Below are 15,275 nucleotides of genomic sequence, written 5' to 3'. Positions count from 1 at the left end.
GTACCGCGACTGATCGGTACGGGCCCTGTGTGTTGAAGGTCAGTCTTCCCTGTACGGGTCGAAGGTCTCGTCGGGACGATGTGGAGCCGTCGTCCGAGTGACGTTCCAGGTGTCTTCGGACCGGCGCGCTGACTGCTTGTCCCGTGCCTTCCTCGCGACATCACCAGCCACGCTCGCGCCGCTGCCCTCGTCCGGGATGATCATCCACAACACGAGATAGATGAGTGGTCCCGAACCGGCAGCGAGAATCAAGACTGCTGCGACGATGCGGACGAGGGTCGGGTCCAGATCGAAGGCGTTGGCAATGCCCTGGCAGACGCCGCCGATGATGCGGCCCTCCTCGGGCCGGGTGATCTTGGTGGCCATAGGTCGGTCCTCCTGAGTAGTGGCTTGCATCCATGGTGCCATGATGTCTCCACAAGTCCGTGTCCCTGTGACGGACCGGGGGAGCATCAATGAGCGCGGGTTGCCCCGGAGATGGCCACACATGCAACGGGCCCCGTCATATGACGGGGCCCGTTGCATGTGTGGGGTGACAGATCAGGAGGTCACTGGTTCTTCTTCTTGGTGATGGCGCCCCAGATCCACAACACGATGAGAGCGCCGACGATCGAGACGAGCCAGGTCCACAGGTTCCAGAAGGTGCCGAGGGGCTTGTCGAAGATGAGTGAGCCGAGCCAGCCACCGAGCACCGCGCCCACGACCCCGAGGAGGAGGGTGACGAGGATGCCGCCGCCCTGCTTGCCCGGCATGATGGCCTTGGCTATGGCGCCGGCGATGAGTCCGAGAATAATCCATGCAAAGAATCCCATGCATCCAGTGTCGTTGACGATGGGGCAAAACGTCCAGCAACGATGGCCGATCCCGGTGGAAAATTAGCCAAAAACACACATTGTTATCGACGTCAACAGCAATTTGACTAGGTAATACGATATTTTTACGCTGGCGACGGAATCTCAGAAAAATGGCCGCCACGGCAACAACAGTGTCTCGGTGAATTTCGCAATGCGCGATCGGGACTGCCATTCGTCGAGGGTGAGCTCCACGCAGTTCGCCATGTCAATCTCGAATATTTCAGCCATCCGCTCGGCGACGGTGGGATCCGTGATGGCGATGTTGACCTCATAGTTGCCCTGGAGGGACAACCTGTCGAGGTTGGCCGTGCCGATCGTCGACCAGATGCCGTCAATGGTGCAGGTCTTGGCGTGCACCATGGCGCCCTGGTAGAGGAACAACCGCACCCCCTTGTGGAGGAGCTGGTCGTAGTATCCACGGCTCAGCCAGTCGGCGATGACGTGGTTCGACTCGGCGGGAATGACGATGCGCACGTCGACCCCGCGGGAGGTCGCCTGGTGCAGGGCAGCGACGACGTCGTCGTCAGGGATGAGATAACCCTGGGTCATCCAGATTCGCTCGCTGGCACGGTCGATGGCCTCGAGGTACATGTTCCGAATGGGGTAGACAGCCATCCGCGGGGAGTTGCGGTGTACCGCGAACGGTGTGTCCCAGTAGCGCACCTCGGGGGAGGGCAACACCGGCTGAGTGTGCCGCAAGACCAGCGCCCCCTTGGGTCGCTGGTTCCACATGTCGACGAAAGTGTTCTCCAACTCTCCGACGGCCGGGCCGGTGAGACGGGCGTGGGTGTCACGCCACCGATCTGCATAGAGGGACCCGATGTTGTACCCACCGATGTAGGCGACGTCGGAGTCGACGACGAGGAGCTTGCGGTGGTCCCGGCCCATGTTGCGGATGGTCGGCACCCACGACGGGGTGACCAGCGGTTGGGCGCGCACATGGACACCGTGCAGGTTGCGGAAGAAGCGCGGATCGACGACCAGGTTGGCGAAGGTGTCCCACATCGCGTAGACCTCGACGCCTCGGGCGGCGGCATCGACGAGAGCTTGCCGGAACTGCCGACCGACCTCGTCATTCTTCCAGATGAAGGTTTCGAGATAAATGGTGTGCTGGGCAGCCTCGATGTCGGCGATCATCGCCGCGTAGAGATCACGGCCGAAGGTGAAGATCTCGACCTGGTGCTCACCCACCTCGAGGGACTTCACCGGTGCGGTGGGGAAACGGTAGGGACGGCGGCCTCGCCGCTTGACGCCGTTGAAGGCGACGAGCCCTGCCATTGTGGCCATCTGAGCGGCAATCGTTCCGCCTGCCACCCAGTGCAGGACTCGGCGGCATGTGATTTTCTGGCGAGGGCCCCGGATCATGTGCTCAGGGTACCGGGCCTCGAACACCGGCTGAGAGGTAGTCGGCGTCGAGAGCCCGGGATCGTGGTGCCGGGGGTCATCAGCGGCGCAGCGCCCGTCGCGCCAACCAGTTACCCAGGAACTGGGCCAGCTGGACGACGATGATGATCGTCACGACGGCAATGGCCGTCACCGTCCAGTCGTACCGCTGATAACCGTAAGTGATGGCGAACTGCCCCAGGCCACCACCGCCCAGAGCACCGGCGATGGCCGTCATGTCGACGATCGCGATGAGGATGTAGGTGTACCCGAGGATCAGCGGGCCCAGGGCCTCGCGGGCCACGACGTCGAAGAGGATCCGCCAAGGACCGGCACCCATGGCGCGCGCAGCCTCGATGACGCCCGGCTCGACGGTGACGAGGTTCTGCTCGACGATCCGGGAGATCGCGAAGGTGGCCGCGATGCACAGCGGGAAGGTGGCTGCACGAACGCCGATCGTCGTTCCGACGACCTTGAGGGTCAGTGGCGCAATCGCCGTCATGAAGATGATGAACGGAATCGGCCGGATGATGTTGACGATGACGTTGAGGACGGTGTGGACGACCTTGTTGGCGAGCAGCCCACCCCGACGGGTGGCATAGAGCAGGATGCCCAGCACCAGTCCACAGATACCGCCGATCACCAAGGTGATCAGGGCCATGAAGAGGGTTTCCCAGATGGACTGCAGATATATCGGACGCAGGTAGTCACTCATCAGTGATCCTCCTGACTGGTGGCCGTGGTGGACGCCGTGTGGGAGGCGTCAGCCAGGATCCTGGCAGCCTTCTCGACGGCCCTGGCGGGACCCGACAAGGCTACGGTGTAGTTCCCCAGTGAGCCGCCGTGGACCTTGATGACCCCACCGTGGATGATCCGGAAGGCCGCCTCGGTCTGGCCGATACGAGCTAGCGCGTCCCCGAAGGCGTCACTGGACACCGAGCTGACGTCGACCAGGCGAGCGTCAGGGTTCTCGGCGCGCAACCGGGCTTCTTCCTCCCCGCTGGGATGCTGACCGATGATCGTCGACAGGAAGCGCTCGGTGGTCTCAGACTTCGGATGGGCAAAAACCTGTTGGGTGCTCCCGGTCTCGACCAGGTGTCCAGCTTCCAGCACCGACACCTGCTGGGCGATGGAACGGACGACCTCCATCTCGTGGGTGATGACGACAACCGTCACCCCGAGAACCTCGTTGACACGCTTGAGCAGGGAGAGGACGTCAGCCGTCGTCTCCGGATCGAGGGCGGAGGTGGACTCGTCGGCCAGCAGGATGGACGGCTTGGTGGCCAGCGCCCTGGCGATTCCGACTCGCTGCTTCTGCCCGCCGGAGAGCTGGTCCGGATGGTCCCACGCCTTGCTCGTCAGTCCGACGAAGCTCAGCAACTCAGTGACGCGCTCCTTCTCCTGTGCCTTCTTCCAATGAGCCAGCTTGAGCGGATAGGCGACGTTGTCGTAGATGGTCCGTGACCCGAACAGGTTGAACTGCTGGAAGATCATCCCGATGTCGGCCCGCAGCGGGCGCATCGCCTTGTCGGAGAGCTGGGAGACATCGGTGCCGTCAACCAGGACCCGTCCGCTCGTCGGGGTCTCCAACCCGTTGATGAGGCGTACCAAGGTGGATTTTCCGGCGCCAGAGTGTCCGATGACCGCCGAGATGGATCCTCTCTTGATCGCCAGGCTGACGTCGTCAAGGGCTCTCACCGATCCGGTACGGGTATGGAAGTCCTTGGTGACGTGGTCGAAGACGATGTGATCGGGACACTGTGGCGCCGAAGCAGGCGTGACGTCTGTTGCCATGGTGGAGCCTCGCTGGAAAACGGATGAGTGTCAGGAATTCGACTTCTTGATCTCGGTGGTCAGATCGTCCAAGATCTTGTCGAGATCTGCCTGGGGACGATCAGCGACGATCTTCGCCGTTCCGCCGGACTGCCTGATGATCGACTTCTGGACATCAGGATCGGACCACAGCTTAGCGACCTTCTTGTAGGTCTCGTTGTTCTTGTCGGCGTCCTTGGCGGCGATGATGTTGATGTAGGGGTCGGCTGACTTGCCGGTGGCGTCGTCCTTGTAGACAACCGTGTCCAGGTCCAGTCCGGCATCGGTGGCGAAGTTGTTGTTGACGACCGCGGCGTCGACACCGCTGAGGGAGGCAGCCGTCTGGGCGGCGTCAATGGCCTTGACCTTCACCTTGGACTGGTTGGCGATGACGTCGGCAGGGGTCGACAGGGCAGACCCGCCGTCGCGCAGCGTGAGCAGCCCGGCCTTCTGCAGCACGAGGAGGGCGCGCCCCTGGTTGGTGGCGTCGTTCGGAATGGCGACGGTGGCCCCGGCTGGGAGCTGGGAGACCTGCTGGTACGTCTTGGAATAGATGTTCAGCGGCACCACGTAGGTCGCGGAGATCGCGGTGAGGTTGTCGTGATTCTTCACGTTGTAGTCGGCCAGGAAGAGCAGGTGCTGGAAGACGTTGAGGTCGACCTGGCCCTGGGAGAGAGCGACGTTGGGCTGGGTGTAGTCGTTGAAGCTGACGACATCGATGTTGATGCCCTCCGCGGAGGCCTTCTTCTTGAGGACCTTCCAGTAGTCGTTGGCGGCCTCGGTGGTACCAATCTTGACGGTTGTCGTCCCGCCAGCTGCCGAGTCATCCCCCTTGTTCTTGTTCACTGCGAAGATGATGCCGGCGATGAGTGCGACGACGATGACGATGATCGCGACGATGACACCCTTGGAGGGACGGTTGTGGGGCTTGTCGGGGAGTGCTTCGGCGGTGGTCATGGTGATGCTCCTGAAATCTGGTCTGGAAAGGACGACGAATGAGGCTGGGATGGGGCGAGATGGGGGTCGCAGGTCGGACGTGCCGACTCGGTGTCGTGCTCGCGGGCCCGATCATGCTCAATGCACAGAGCTTCTCGCAGGAAGGGTGTGTGGCGAGTATCAGGCCACTGTTCCCGTGGTCCCGCTGGGGTGAACGACGACGTATCCGTTCAGCGGGTGCCGGTCATTCGTGAGGTGCACATCATCATGGCGAACATCTCGACGGCGCACTGGTGGGCGTCCACGAGGTGGCGAAAGACCACTGCCATGATTCCTGCTCCTGTGTTGGGGTGCTTGGGGCACCGTCGCGCTTGTCGTGCCGTCTGGACACGACCAGGTCGTCACACGGGGCACCCTGCTCTCGCGATGGGTTGCCGTCCGGCAAGCCGTGGCTTGACACCGGATCTCAAGACCTTGTCGGCAGGCTATGGGCGTGGAGGTCGCGATGTCAACTCGTGGTGTTCATGTGGTAGGACGAGACGGGAAAGGTTGATGAGGACATTCCCGTCTCGTCCCCCTCGGACGGTGGTGAGGCCTGCTCACAGGTTGTCGGCAGCCTCCAGGAGATTGTGCGCCGAGATCCTCAGTCCCTCGACATCGCCGTACTCGGCGTCCTCATGTTCGATGCTGACGTTCATGGTGGCAGTGGCGGTGTGGACGGCTCGCAGGAACCTTGTCCAGTACTCGACATCGTGTCCGAGCCCGAATGCGACGAAACGCCATGCCGGGTCCTCGGGCCATGAGGTGCACCAGTAACCGGGTGCCACGGGGGTCTTGTTCGGCGCTTCGGCGGGGACGTGGCCGAAGTCGGTGTCCAACACACCACGGTATGCGGCTCCAGGCAGAATCGCCGTGTCCTTGGCGTGGACGTGACCGATGAGCTCACCCATGCGCTCCACGATGGCGATGGGATCCATCTGCTGCCAGAACAGGTGGGATGGATCCATGTTGACTCTCAGATTCGTCGCTCCAGTCTCCGAGATGAGCCGCTCGAAACTGGGCACATTGAAGACGAGATTGCGTGGGTGCAGCTCCAGACACACGTTGACGTCGTTGTCGCGAGCCAGCGCATCAATCTCCTTGAGGAACGGGACGACGACGCTCCACTGGTAGTCGAGGATCTCCATGTCGATCCCATTCCAAGGATTGACGATCCAGGTGGGGTAGTGGGCGTCGGGGTCGGTTCCAGGTGTGCCAGACATGGTGACGACGTCCTTGATGCCGAGCTTCCCGGCAAGACGGATCGCGTTCCTCAGGTCTTCGGCATGCTTGATTCCTTCCTCGGCAAGTGGGGAGGTCGGATTGCCATTGGCGTTGAGACCGATGATCTTCATCTCCTTTTCGGCGAACAGCCCCAGGTAGTCGTCACGCGCTGTCTGGGAGGAGAGAAGTGAGTCCACCGGGCAGTGGGGGGACGGGATGAATCCGCCCACATTCACCTCGGCACCAGTGAGACCAGTGCTCTTGAGGATGTCGAGTGCCTCCGAAAGGCTGTAGCTGGAGAGACAGGCTGTGTAGGCGCCGTATGTCATCGTCATGGGAGTTCTCCTGTCGTTGAGTGTGGCTGGTCAGTTGTTGAGGTGGGAGACGTCGACACGGGCCCCTCCGCGTGCAGCAGATTCGGCGACTGCCTGGGCTATGAGCATTTCTCGATATCCGTCGGCAAATGTTGCGCAACGAGGGAATGAGTCATCTTCTTCCATTCCTGCGACTTGTTGCAGGAACGCATATGCCTGGTATGTGAACTGCTCGATCTGGGTGCAGCCCACCCCTCCGAAGGCCATGGACGAGCCTCGCTCGAAATAGGGGAAGGTGGGGTTGACGAGCACTTGGCGTGGTCCGGACAACCCGGCCGGGGCGCTGGCGTCGTCGACCATGATCTCGCCGGTGCGCGCCAGGTCCCAGTAGGCGCGACCCCGTGATCCGTGGACGTCGATCATCATGGCGTTGGGCATTCCCCAGGCGATTCGGGACGCCGAGAAGGTGCCCACGGCACCATTGGAGAAGGTTGCGGTGAAGGATGCGACGTCGTCATTGGTCACCGAGGCCATCTCGGCCGAGGCATTGTCCAACGTGGTACCCCGAGTGACATGGCCACGGGCGACCGGACGCTCCTTGATGGCGGTGAGGAAGGTGCCACCTGCCACCGAGACGAGTGGTCCGCAGATGGTTTCGGCAGTGTCGATGAGGTGGGATCCGACGTCCCCCAGGGCCCCCGACCCCATGGGCCCGCTGTAGCGCCAGGCCATCGGAGTGGAGGGGTCGGCGCCGTAGTCGCACCAGTAGCGGGCGTTGATGTGGTGAATCGTGCCCAGATGCCCGGTCTCCACGAGTTTCCTGATTTGTGCCACGGATGCATTGCGACGGTAGGTGAACCCGGTGGAGGTGATGATTTCGGGATGATCCTCCTCGGCCTGGGCCATTGCCTTGGCATTTTCCAAGGTGTCGGCCAGAGGTTTCTCGCACAGGACGTGTTTTCCGGCCCGGATCATGGTTTCGGCGATCTCACGGTGCAGGGCATTGCCGACGACGACGGAGACCATGTCGATGTCGGGATCATCGGCTATCTCATGCCAGTCCGTCACGGCTCGCTGATAGCCGTAGCGTTGTGCTGCGTCCTGGGCGAAGGGTTCGTAGGCGTCGGCGATGGCAGCGAGCCTGACCTTGGGCAGGCCGAGATCGAAGACCGTGCCGACCTGTCGCCACGCATTGGCATGTGTTGTCCCGGCCATTCCGGCGCCGATGACGGCGACCGATAGTGTCTTGTCCACGATGTGTCCTCCTTGACATTGGTGGGGAGCCTCGGTGGAGGCGCTTGTGGGGGTGTCCGTGAGCGTCCATGGAGATCTCAGGATTTGTCCGGACTTATTGGCGGTTCAGTGAGTGTAGCGCTGGTGCCGGGGTTGAGGAAGGGGGATCAGAAACGTTTTTGTCATCAGGATGTGAGCGAAAGGAAGCAGAAATGCGCAGTGGGAAGGATGGTGTGACGATCGTCGCGGTGGCCAGAGCGGCCGGTCGATCCATCTCCACGGTGTCTGCTGCCCTCAATGGGGCACCTGGAGTGGCCCCGCAGACCCGCCAGGACATCTTGCGGGTAGCGGCAGAGCTGGGATACCGGCCAAACCCTCGTGCACGTCTCATGCGCGCGTCACACACTGGCCTCATCGGCGTGTCATACCGGCCCGGGCAGGCCTTTCAGGCTGAGCTCGTCGATGCGCTGTATCGGGCAGCTGAGTCCTGTGGGCACGGACTCGATCTCACGGCGTCCACCCCGCGTCATGGTGAGGTCGATGGCATCAGGGCTCTGGTGCGCAACCGCTGTGAGGCCATCATCGTCGTCGACTCTCGTGTGGCACCCGGTGAGCTCTTGGCTGCTGCTGAGGGGGTGCCTCTTCTGCTGATGTGTCGAGAGCCATGCGCGGGAGCTGATGCGGTGCGCTCCCAGGACGAGGTGGCACTGACTCGGCTGGTCGATGAGATCGTCATGACTGGGCGCCACGATGTGGTCTACGTCGACGGTGGGGAAGCACCGTCGACGCAGTTGCGGGCCAGAGCCTTTCGGGCAGCGATGAGAGCCCACGGGCTGAAGGCGCAGGTCATGAACGGCGGTGAGACCGAGGAAGCGGGTATTCGCGCGGTCTGTGACCTGGCTGAGGGGCCTGGTCTGCCGCAGGCCATGCTCTTCTACAACGATCACGCGGCACTGGGTGGGTTGCTGGAGCTTCGCCGACGCGGGGTACACATCCCCGAGAGGGTTGCCCTGGCTGGGTTCGACGGGATTGCGGCCTCGGCGTTGAGTGCAGTTGGGCTCACGACAGTGCGTCAGGATGTCGATGTCATCGCTGAGGTTTCGGTGCGTCATCTCATTGGTCGGCTGGGTTGCCAGGATGGTGGGGTGCAGATGCCCACGGGTCTCGACGTGCATCGCGCGCAGAGTGCCGGTGGTGGAGTGGTCTACACCGTTCCAGCTCGGGTGATTCGGAGAACGACGACGCAGGGGTGATGGACGTGTTCTCAAAAATGTAAGAACAAATATTGGCGAAAACTGGATCGGACATGTATCCTGAAGGTCATCCGAAACGATTCGGATGACCTTCGCGCTGAGTCATTGACCAGAGGAGTGACGATGATGTCCAAAGCGATCAACACTGTTGACCCGAAGTTTTCCCAACTCACCATCGGTGTGTGTCCAGACCAGTGGGGAGTGTGGTTCCCCGACGACCCCGCACAGATGGATCCGCGACAGGCGTGGCAGGAGATGGCCGAGGCCGGGTTCGATGTCGTCGAGACCGGTCCATTTGGTTACTTTCCCACCGATCCCGAGGAACTCCAGAAGTGGTGTGACGACTACGGGATGCGTGTCGTCGCCGGGACCGGCTGGGGAATCCTGCACAAGGAGGAGGCGTGGCCCCAGACGTTGAAGACGTTCCGCGCCATCGCACAGACCCATGCCGCGGTGGGTGCAGAGTACATCGTCCATCTTCCTCCGCTGTACCGTGACGACAAGACGTGGGAGTGGACGGATGAGCGTGTTCTGGACGGTGACACCTGGAAGCTGTACGTCGAACACGCCAATGCGCTGGGCCAGATGCTTCTTGACGAGTACGGCCTCAAGATGGTGCTGCATCCTCACGGAGACTCCCACATCGAGACCCCCGAGGAGATCGCGCGCATCCTCGAGGCGACCGATCCCACCTACGTGAACCTGTGCCTGGATTCCGGGCATGTCGTCTATGGCGGGGGAGACCCCGTCGAGCTGTGCCGGAAGTACCCCGAGCGAATCGGTTACGTGCACATCAAGGCCTTTGACGAGGCCATCACCAAGGAAGCCCACGAGAAGGACTGGCCATTCGGCGAGGCTGTCACCAAGGGGGCATCGGTGTGTCCGCCCGAAGGCCTGCCCGAGATGCATGAGTTCGTCAATGCTCTGGCCGACCTCGACAAGCCGATCTACGCCATCTGTGAGCAGGACTGCTACCCCTGTGACCCCTCCTTCCCCAAGCCCAACGCCATGAAGATGCGTTCGTACCTGGCTGAGTGTGGGCTCGGACTGGCCTGACCGGATTCGACACCTTCCATGTAACTGTTCAGACGGAGGACAAGGACAATGACAGTACGAATTGGACTCATCGGTGCCGGTGGGATGGGACGTGCCCATCTGGCTCGTATCCACGACGATCTCGCAGGTGCACAGGTCGTGGCAGTGACCGACGTGGTCAACGATGCCGCGCGCTGCGCAGCGGAACCCTATGGTGCCAAGGTGTGTGACAACTCCAGTGACCTCATCAATGATCCCGAGGTTGACGCCGTCGTCATCGCGACCTTCGGCAAGGTGCATGCCCCCGATGTCCTGAAATGCATCGAGGCTGGCAAGTACGTCCTGTGTGAGAAACCCCTGGCAACCACGGCACAGGACTGCCTCGACATCATGGCGGCGGAGGGGAAGGCCGGCAAGAAGCTCGTCACCGTGGGCTTCATGCGTCGGTTCGACTCCGCCTACAACGAGATGAAGACGATTCTGGACAGGGGAGCCAACGGAGAGGCGCTCTTGGTGCACAACCGGCACCGCAACCCCAGCGTCCCGGAATCGTACACCTCGCGAATGGCCATCGATGACACCGCGATCCATGAGATCGACACCATGCGGTGGTTGCTGGGTGAGGAGATCACCGAGGTCCGAATTGATCGACCGAAGCTCACCCAGCGTCGATTCGACCATCTCATCGATCCTGTGGTCGTCGTCATGCGCACCGAGTCCGGCGTGCTCATCGACGATGAGGTCAATGTCAACCTGGAGTACGGGTACTCCATCGAGTGTGAGCTCGTCATGGAGAACGCTGCGGTGCGACTGGGCGATCAGGAGAAGATCCACATTCGTGACATCCACGGCGATCGGAACGCCATGTGTCAGTCGCACATCGACCGGTTCCAGGGCGCATTCAATGCGGAAGTCCAGTCGTGGATCAATGCCGTTGCCGTTGATGAGCACACTGGCTCCACAACATGGGATGGATATGCGGCGACGGCCGTCGTCGAAGCTGCGGTGGAATCCTTGGACAATGGCGGTCGGACCGTGACCGTCGACCTCGTCGAACGTCCCAGTCTGTATCGCTGATTTGTATGTGACCCGTGGCCTTGACACATCCAGGAGGCGTGGCAGTCGCCTCGTGGTGACGAGGCCAGGGTCGGAGAGGAACACCCATGGTGGACATTGCCCTTGATCCCAACATGTACTACATGACGATGTCGACTCCGGACACGTTGCGAAAGGCACGTGAACTGGGCTTCGACTTCGTGGAACTGTCACCCAACAACGAGCTGCACCTGTGGCATCACTATCCCAAGGCCGATCGCGCATTCCTTGACGAGATTCTTCGTGCCGAGAATCAGACCGGGGTGAAGGTACGTACCCTCAACCCGGTGTTCAACTGGTCCTCCCCCGACGAGGCCGAGCGCCGGGCCCAGGTGCGCAACTGGCGTCGTCTTCTCGAGATCGCCGACTATCTCGACGTGCGCGACATCGTCTCGGAGTTCTCTGGTGATCGCAATCGGGCCAGCCGATCGGAACAGCAGTGGTACCGATCGATGGAGGAGTTGATCCCTGATTTCGAGAAGTACGGTGTCCGACTGGCCATGGAGGCCCATCCGTACGATTTCGTCGAGCTCCATGACCGGGCGTTGGAACTCGTCCGGTCCATCGACAAGGACTGGGTCGGCTACGAGTACTGCTGCCCGCACACCTTCCACCTGTCGGATGGGGCCGGAGACGTGTCCCGGATGATTCGTACTGCTGCTCAGGCCGGAAAGCTGCGTGAGGTCCACGTCGCAGATGGTTTCAACCACCGCGCCAATGATGGCAACAGGTACATCATCAATCCCCCCGGTGCCGACGTCACCGTGCACCAGCACAATGTCATCGGGCAGGGCGAGGTGCCGTGGGAACAGGTTTTCTCGACGCTGCGCGAGGTGAAGTTCGATGGCGTGCTGAGTGTGTGCGTCTTTGGCTGGCATGAGTACGCAGACGACTACAACCGCGCGGTCCTGAAACGGTTGAAGGACGAACTTGGCTGAGGGAGTTCGACAACTCTGCTGATGTGGTGCTTGTGGGGGAGGGCAACCTTCCTGCAAGCACCACACCCTTGCGGGGCGGTACGGGGAACGACGTGGTCCGGGTGTCGATCCCGGGCGCGCCGTGACGCTGTTGTTGAGTGTGATCGGTTCTGCGTCGGTGCGTTGCCTCGAGAGCCGCATGTCTCACATCAGCAGGTAGAGGGCAGAGATGATCGTCAGAACCGTGACGATCGGCGTGAAGACTTTGTCGGTCATCCTCCTGGCAAGAGCGCGTCCTGCACACCCGGAGCCGATGACGACGGGGGCCAGAATGGCATCGATCATCAGCGTCCCGGGCTGAATGATTCCCAGGCCGATGGAGAACGGCACCTTGATGACGTTGACCAGGAAGAAGAACCATGCCGTGGTGCCCAGAAAGGTGGACACGGGGAAGCGAGATGCCAGGAAGTACATGCTGGTGACCGGCCCACCGGCATTGGCAGCCATGGTTGTGAACCCAGCGAGAGTGCCGTACGTGGCTCTGCCAATCCGGCCCTGCACCTTGGGCGGGTGGGGGAGTCGCATGAGGACGAGCGTGGCGGCGATGAGGACGAGCAACAGACTGCCGATGAACACCTTCGTCGTGGAGTCCGAGGCGAATCTCAGGAAGACGGCGCCGAGGACGATCCCCATCAGCACTCCGGGGACGAGCCGGCGCAAGGTGTCCCAGTCCGCATCGTGACGGTACGTCCAGACGGCAAGGACGTCGCCGACGAGCAGCAGCACGAGCATAGTTCCGGTGGATGCCTTTGCGGGAAGCACGGCAGCGAACAGTGCGACGGCAAGGGTCGCTGCGCCTGGAAGAGCCGTCTTCGAGACGCCGATGCAGATCGCGGCTGTCGTGAGGAGGAACCAGTCAAGGAGAGACATCATTGTCAGCACGAATAAGGTCCATCTCTTGGTGTCGCACGGCAAGGTGCGATTGTCGATCGTGTGAGGTCTCAGGGGAACACAGGTGGGCCTACCGTGGGAACGTCACGGTAGGCCCACCTGTGCTCTGGTGATCAGTGGGGTCAGGGAGCTGCAATGAGTACGTCACGTACCAAGGCGTCGAGGTCGGCGTCAGCCTGGAGGAACTGGCGGAGGGTCTTGCGGGTGGCGCCGAAGTCGTCGAACTCCTCGATCGTCATTCCATCCGGGTCATAGGCACGCACGAACTCCGGCATCTGCATGAGGGCGTCAAGACGCTCTGCAGCAACCGGCTCGTCAATGCGGGCAACGGCCTTGTAGTCGGAGTCGTTGATGCGCTTCTGCCACTTGAACGGAGGGGAGACGACGAGGTCGCCGCCGACCAGCTCGGACCACTGGAGGACGTTGCGGAACGCGGCGCACAGCACCCGGGAGTGGAATCCGCGCTCGGTGAAGATGCGGTGGGCGCGCTTGATCGCTGCGATACCGGCCCACTCCAGGTGCCCGGGGTCGATGAAGAGGCGGTCGCGTTCGGCAACTGTCTTGAGCCAGTCGTCGAGTCGCCCGGCCATGATCGTGACGACCGGCCCCATCTCGTCAATGGGCTTGCCCTCGTCCACGCGACGCTGCAGCCCGCGCTCGATGGCCTCGGCGGAACGCACTGCCTGGGCAACGGTGAACGACACCGTCACGTTGACCGAGACGCCACGGTAAGTGGCCTCTTCGATAGCCTTGATGCCCACCGAGGTGCAGGGGATCTTCACGATGATGTTCGGTGCAAGGTTGCTGAACTCCTCGGCCTGGTCCGCCAGTGCCTCGGCATCACGGTGCAGGCGCGGATCGGTCTGGATGGAGAGGCGGCCATTGCGGCCCTTGTGCTCGATGAAGATGGGTTCCAAGAGTTGTGCGGCCTCGACCGACATGTCCTTGATGGCCTGCCACCCAATGTGGGACTCTCCCCAGGTGGGATTGTTCTCGGCGATGACGCGGATGCGGTCCTCCCAGACATCTGGGTGTTTCCTGATCGTCGTGTAACCGATGACGGGGTTGCAGGTGGCGCCGACGCCGCCATACGCGATGGATTGACGAAGTTCATCCAGGTCGGCCGAGTCGTTCCACAGCGCAGTGGGCGTCGTGCGGGAAGCGTCAAGGAGTGGGCCGGGGGTGTACTCGATGCTCATGGCAGCTCCTGTGCGAGATCTTGTCGGCGCGTCGTCGTCGCCGAGTCCATGAGTACAGTGAACACCCCAGGCATTGTCCTGTCAAATGAGCGTGCCGGTGGATCAAGCGTACACCGTGTTCTCGTAGGAGTAGATGGATGCGCGGTACACGTGCTGGCCAAACTCGATGACACGGTTGGAGTCGTCGCATGCCGTGCGCTGCATCGTCAGCAGCGCGGCGCCAGGTGGTTCGTTGAGCAGGCGTGCCTCATCGGATGTGGCGAGTCGGGCGCTGAACTTCTGGTGTCCCACGGCAACGACGACACCCCTGTTGCGCAGATGGTCATACAGGCCAGTGTCCGCGAGCTCGTCTGCGCTGGGGGCGAGGTCCACCGGCATCCAGTTCGTCAGGATCGCGAGAGGCTCGTCGCGTGACATGCGCAGTCGACGGAAATGGGCCACCTGGGAGTCGTTGGGCAGTCCGAGCGCTGCGGCTATGGCAGGTGGAGCTGCTTCCACGTTCCAGTCGAGCACGCTGGTACGTGGAGTCTGACCAGAGGCCTGCAGGTCGTCGTAAAGGCTTGTGAGGTTCATGGAGCGGTGCACCCGAGTGGGGGTCACCTGGGTGCCTACGCCGCGTCGGCGGATGACGAGTCCTCGTTGGGTGAGGGTCTCGAAGGCCCGCCGTGCCGTGGGGCGCGACACGTGCAGACGGGCAGCCATAGACACTTCGTCCTCGATGCGGGTGCCGGGGGCGAGTTCCCCGGATTCGATGAGCCTTGCCAAGGGTTCGGCGATCTGGCTGTGGAGCGGCTCCGAGCTTGACCTGTCAATGATGATGTCAGCGATGTAGGTCTCGTTCTCCACTGCCGTTCCTCGTTCATGGGTGTGTCGGTATGCGTTCAACTGGGGTAATGCGCCGGGTGGTGCTGTGAACGTTCGTCCTGGGCGATTCTACGGATGTGATGGTCCATGTGCTGCCCATCCTGCTGATGGCGTATCGGACGCCGATCTTATTTGTATTGACATAGTGCCTTCGGCTGGTAGGATA

15 protein-coding genes and 1 riboswitch are annotated in these 15,275 nt (G+C 62.0%); of the genes, 4 read left to right on the top strand and 11 right to left on the bottom strand.

All coding sequences use genetic code 11. The features are described from left to right. Nucleotides 1–39 precede the first annotated feature (39 nt). The 8 genes from ACSJJT_RS08190 to ACSJJT_RS08155 form a co-directional block, all read right to left on the bottom strand. A complete protein-coding gene (locus ACSJJT_RS08190; protein WP_435917832.1) occupies nt 40–366 on the bottom strand; it encodes a PspC domain-containing protein in 327 nt (108 codons plus the stop codon). 182 nt (nt 367–548) lie between these two features. Further along, nucleotides 549–812 (bottom strand): GlsB/YeaQ/YmgE family stress response membrane protein, encoded by a 264-nt coding sequence (locus ACSJJT_RS08185; protein WP_435917831.1) that lies wholly within the window; start codon nt 810–812, stop codon nt 549–551. Nucleotides 813–956: 144 nt separating this feature from the next. Beyond that, nucleotides 957–2,219, bottom strand: coding sequence for a phospholipase D-like domain-containing protein (locus ACSJJT_RS08180; RefSeq protein ID WP_435917830.1), 1,263 nt, complete (start codon nt 2,217–2,219; stop codon nt 957–959). 79 nt (nt 2,220–2,298) lie between these two features. Next, nucleotides 2,299–2,952: a methionine ABC transporter permease gene (locus ACSJJT_RS08175; RefSeq protein ID WP_435917829.1), complete on the bottom strand. Its 654-nt coding sequence runs from the start codon at nt 2,950–2,952 to the stop codon at nt 2,299–2,301. Further along, nucleotides 2,952–4,031, bottom strand: coding sequence for a methionine ABC transporter ATP-binding protein (locus ACSJJT_RS08170; protein ID WP_435917828.1), 1,080 nt, complete (start codon nt 4,029–4,031; stop codon nt 2,952–2,954). Before ACSJJT_RS08170 ends, ACSJJT_RS08175 begins: the two co-directional genes overlap by 1 nt. Before the next feature lie 30 nt (nt 4,032–4,061). Next, nucleotides 4,062–5,006: a MetQ/NlpA family ABC transporter substrate-binding protein gene (locus ACSJJT_RS08165; RefSeq protein WP_435917827.1), complete on the bottom strand. Its 945-nt coding sequence runs from the start codon at nt 5,004–5,006 to the stop codon at nt 4,062–4,064. Nucleotides 5,007–5,347: 341 nt separating this feature from the next. After that, nucleotides 5,348–5,459: riboswitch (SAM riboswitch) on the bottom strand. A gap of 125 nt (nt 5,460–5,584) precedes the next feature. Continuing rightward, nucleotides 5,585–6,583, bottom strand: a complete 999-nt coding sequence (locus ACSJJT_RS08160) for a sugar phosphate isomerase/epimerase family protein (protein ID WP_435917826.1) — start codon at nt 6,581–6,583, stop codon at nt 5,585–5,587. 30 nt (nt 6,584–6,613) lie between these two features. Continuing rightward, nucleotides 6,614–7,816 carry a Gfo/Idh/MocA family protein gene (locus tag ACSJJT_RS08155; protein WP_016666004.1) on the bottom strand — a complete coding sequence of 401 codons (1,203 nt, stop codon included), beginning with the start codon at nt 7,814–7,816 and terminating at the stop codon, nt 6,614–6,616. A 191-nt stretch (nt 7,817–8,007) separates the two neighbouring features. On the opposite strand from ACSJJT_RS08155, the gene ACSJJT_RS08150 reads away from it, so the two are divergent. From ACSJJT_RS08150 to ACSJJT_RS08135, 4 genes are all read left to right on the top strand, one after another. Continuing rightward, entirely contained in the window at nt 8,008–9,048 is a 1,041-nt protein-coding gene (locus tag ACSJJT_RS08150) for a LacI family DNA-binding transcriptional regulator (protein WP_435917825.1), read from the top strand. 123 nt (nt 9,049–9,171) lie between these two features. After that, nucleotides 9,172–10,104, top strand: a complete 933-nt coding sequence (locus tag ACSJJT_RS08145; RefSeq protein WP_016666002.1) for a sugar phosphate isomerase/epimerase family protein — start codon at nt 9,172–9,174, stop codon at nt 10,102–10,104. Between the two features lie 48 nt (nt 10,105–10,152). Further along, nucleotides 10,153–11,160, top strand: coding sequence for a Gfo/Idh/MocA family protein (locus tag ACSJJT_RS08140; RefSeq protein ID WP_435917824.1), 1,008 nt, complete (start codon nt 10,153–10,155; stop codon nt 11,158–11,160). Nucleotides 11,161–11,246: 86 nt separating this feature from the next. After that, nucleotides 11,247–12,116 carry a sugar phosphate isomerase/epimerase family protein gene (locus ACSJJT_RS08135; protein WP_435917823.1) on the top strand — a complete coding sequence of 290 codons (870 nt, stop codon included), beginning with the start codon at nt 11,247–11,249 and terminating at the stop codon, nt 12,114–12,116. Between the two features lie 183 nt (nt 12,117–12,299). On the opposite strand, the gene ACSJJT_RS08130 is transcribed toward ACSJJT_RS08135, so the two are convergent. From ACSJJT_RS08130 to ACSJJT_RS08120, 3 genes are all read right to left on the bottom strand, one after another. Beyond that, the gene (locus ACSJJT_RS08130) at nt 12,300–13,028 is read right to left on the bottom strand and encodes a sulfite exporter TauE/SafE family protein (RefSeq protein ID WP_435917822.1); all 729 of its coding nucleotides are present in this window, start codon (nt 13,026–13,028) and stop codon (nt 12,300–12,302) included. A gap of 140 nt (nt 13,029–13,168) precedes the next feature. Continuing rightward, nucleotides 13,169–14,245 carry a transaldolase family protein gene (locus ACSJJT_RS08125; RefSeq protein ID WP_016665998.1) on the bottom strand — a complete coding sequence of 359 codons (1,077 nt, stop codon included), beginning with the start codon at nt 14,243–14,245 and terminating at the stop codon, nt 13,169–13,171. Between the two features lie 102 nt (nt 14,246–14,347). Then, on the bottom strand, nt 14,348–15,091 hold the full coding sequence (locus ACSJJT_RS08120; RefSeq protein ID WP_016665997.1) for a GntR family transcriptional regulator: 744 nt from the start codon (nt 15,089–15,091) through the stop codon (nt 14,348–14,350). Nucleotides 15,092–15,275: the final 184 nt, after the last annotated feature.

This window comes from Cutibacterium nasicola (genome assembly GCF_051303185.1).
GTDB lineage: Bacteria > Actinomycetota > Actinomycetes > Propionibacteriales > Propionibacteriaceae > Cutibacterium.
The sequence above is the reverse complement of the archived record's forward strand: the minus strand, read 5'-3'. Positions and strand labels throughout refer to the sequence as shown.

Excerpts from the sequence above, each read along its gene's own strand:
- ACSJJT_RS08190 (WP_435917832.1), bottom strand. The coding sequence starts at position 366 with ATGGCCACCAAGATCACCCGGCCCGAGGAGGGCCGCATCATCGGCGGC.
- ACSJJT_RS08185 (WP_435917831.1), bottom strand. The coding sequence starts at position 812 with ATGGGATTCTTTGCATGGATTATTCTCGGACTCATCGCCGGCGCCATA.
- ACSJJT_RS08180 (WP_435917830.1), bottom strand. The coding sequence starts at position 2,219 with ATGATCCGGGGCCCTCGCCAGAAAATCACATGCCGCCGAGTCCTGCAC.
- ACSJJT_RS08175 (WP_435917829.1), bottom strand. The coding sequence starts at position 2,952 with ATGAGTGACTACCTGCGTCCGATATATCTGCAGTCCATCTGGGAAACC.
- ACSJJT_RS08170 (WP_435917828.1), bottom strand. The coding sequence starts at position 4,031 with ATGGCAACAGACGTCACGCCTGCTTCGGCGCCACAGTGTCCCGATCAC.
- ACSJJT_RS08165 (WP_435917827.1), bottom strand. The coding sequence starts at position 5,006 with ATGACCACCGCCGAAGCACTCCCCGACAAGCCCCACAACCGTCCCTCC.
- ACSJJT_RS08160 (WP_435917826.1), bottom strand. The coding sequence starts at position 6,583 with ATGACGATGACATACGGCGCCTACACAGCCTGTCTCTCCAGCTACAGC.
- ACSJJT_RS08150 (WP_435917825.1), top strand. The coding sequence starts at position 8,008 with ATGCGCAGTGGGAAGGATGGTGTGACGATCGTCGCGGTGGCCAGAGCG.
- ACSJJT_RS08145 (WP_016666002.1), top strand. The coding sequence starts at position 9,172 with ATGATGTCCAAAGCGATCAACACTGTTGACCCGAAGTTTTCCCAACTC.
- ACSJJT_RS08140 (WP_435917824.1), top strand. The coding sequence starts at position 10,153 with ATGACAGTACGAATTGGACTCATCGGTGCCGGTGGGATGGGACGTGCC.
- ACSJJT_RS08135 (WP_435917823.1), top strand. The coding sequence starts at position 11,247 with ATGGTGGACATTGCCCTTGATCCCAACATGTACTACATGACGATGTCG.
- ACSJJT_RS08130 (WP_435917822.1), bottom strand. The coding sequence starts at position 13,028 with ATGATGTCTCTCCTTGACTGGTTCCTCCTCACGACAGCCGCGATCTGC.
- ACSJJT_RS08125 (WP_016665998.1), bottom strand. The coding sequence starts at position 14,245 with ATGAGCATCGAGTACACCCCCGGCCCACTCCTTGACGCTTCCCGCACG.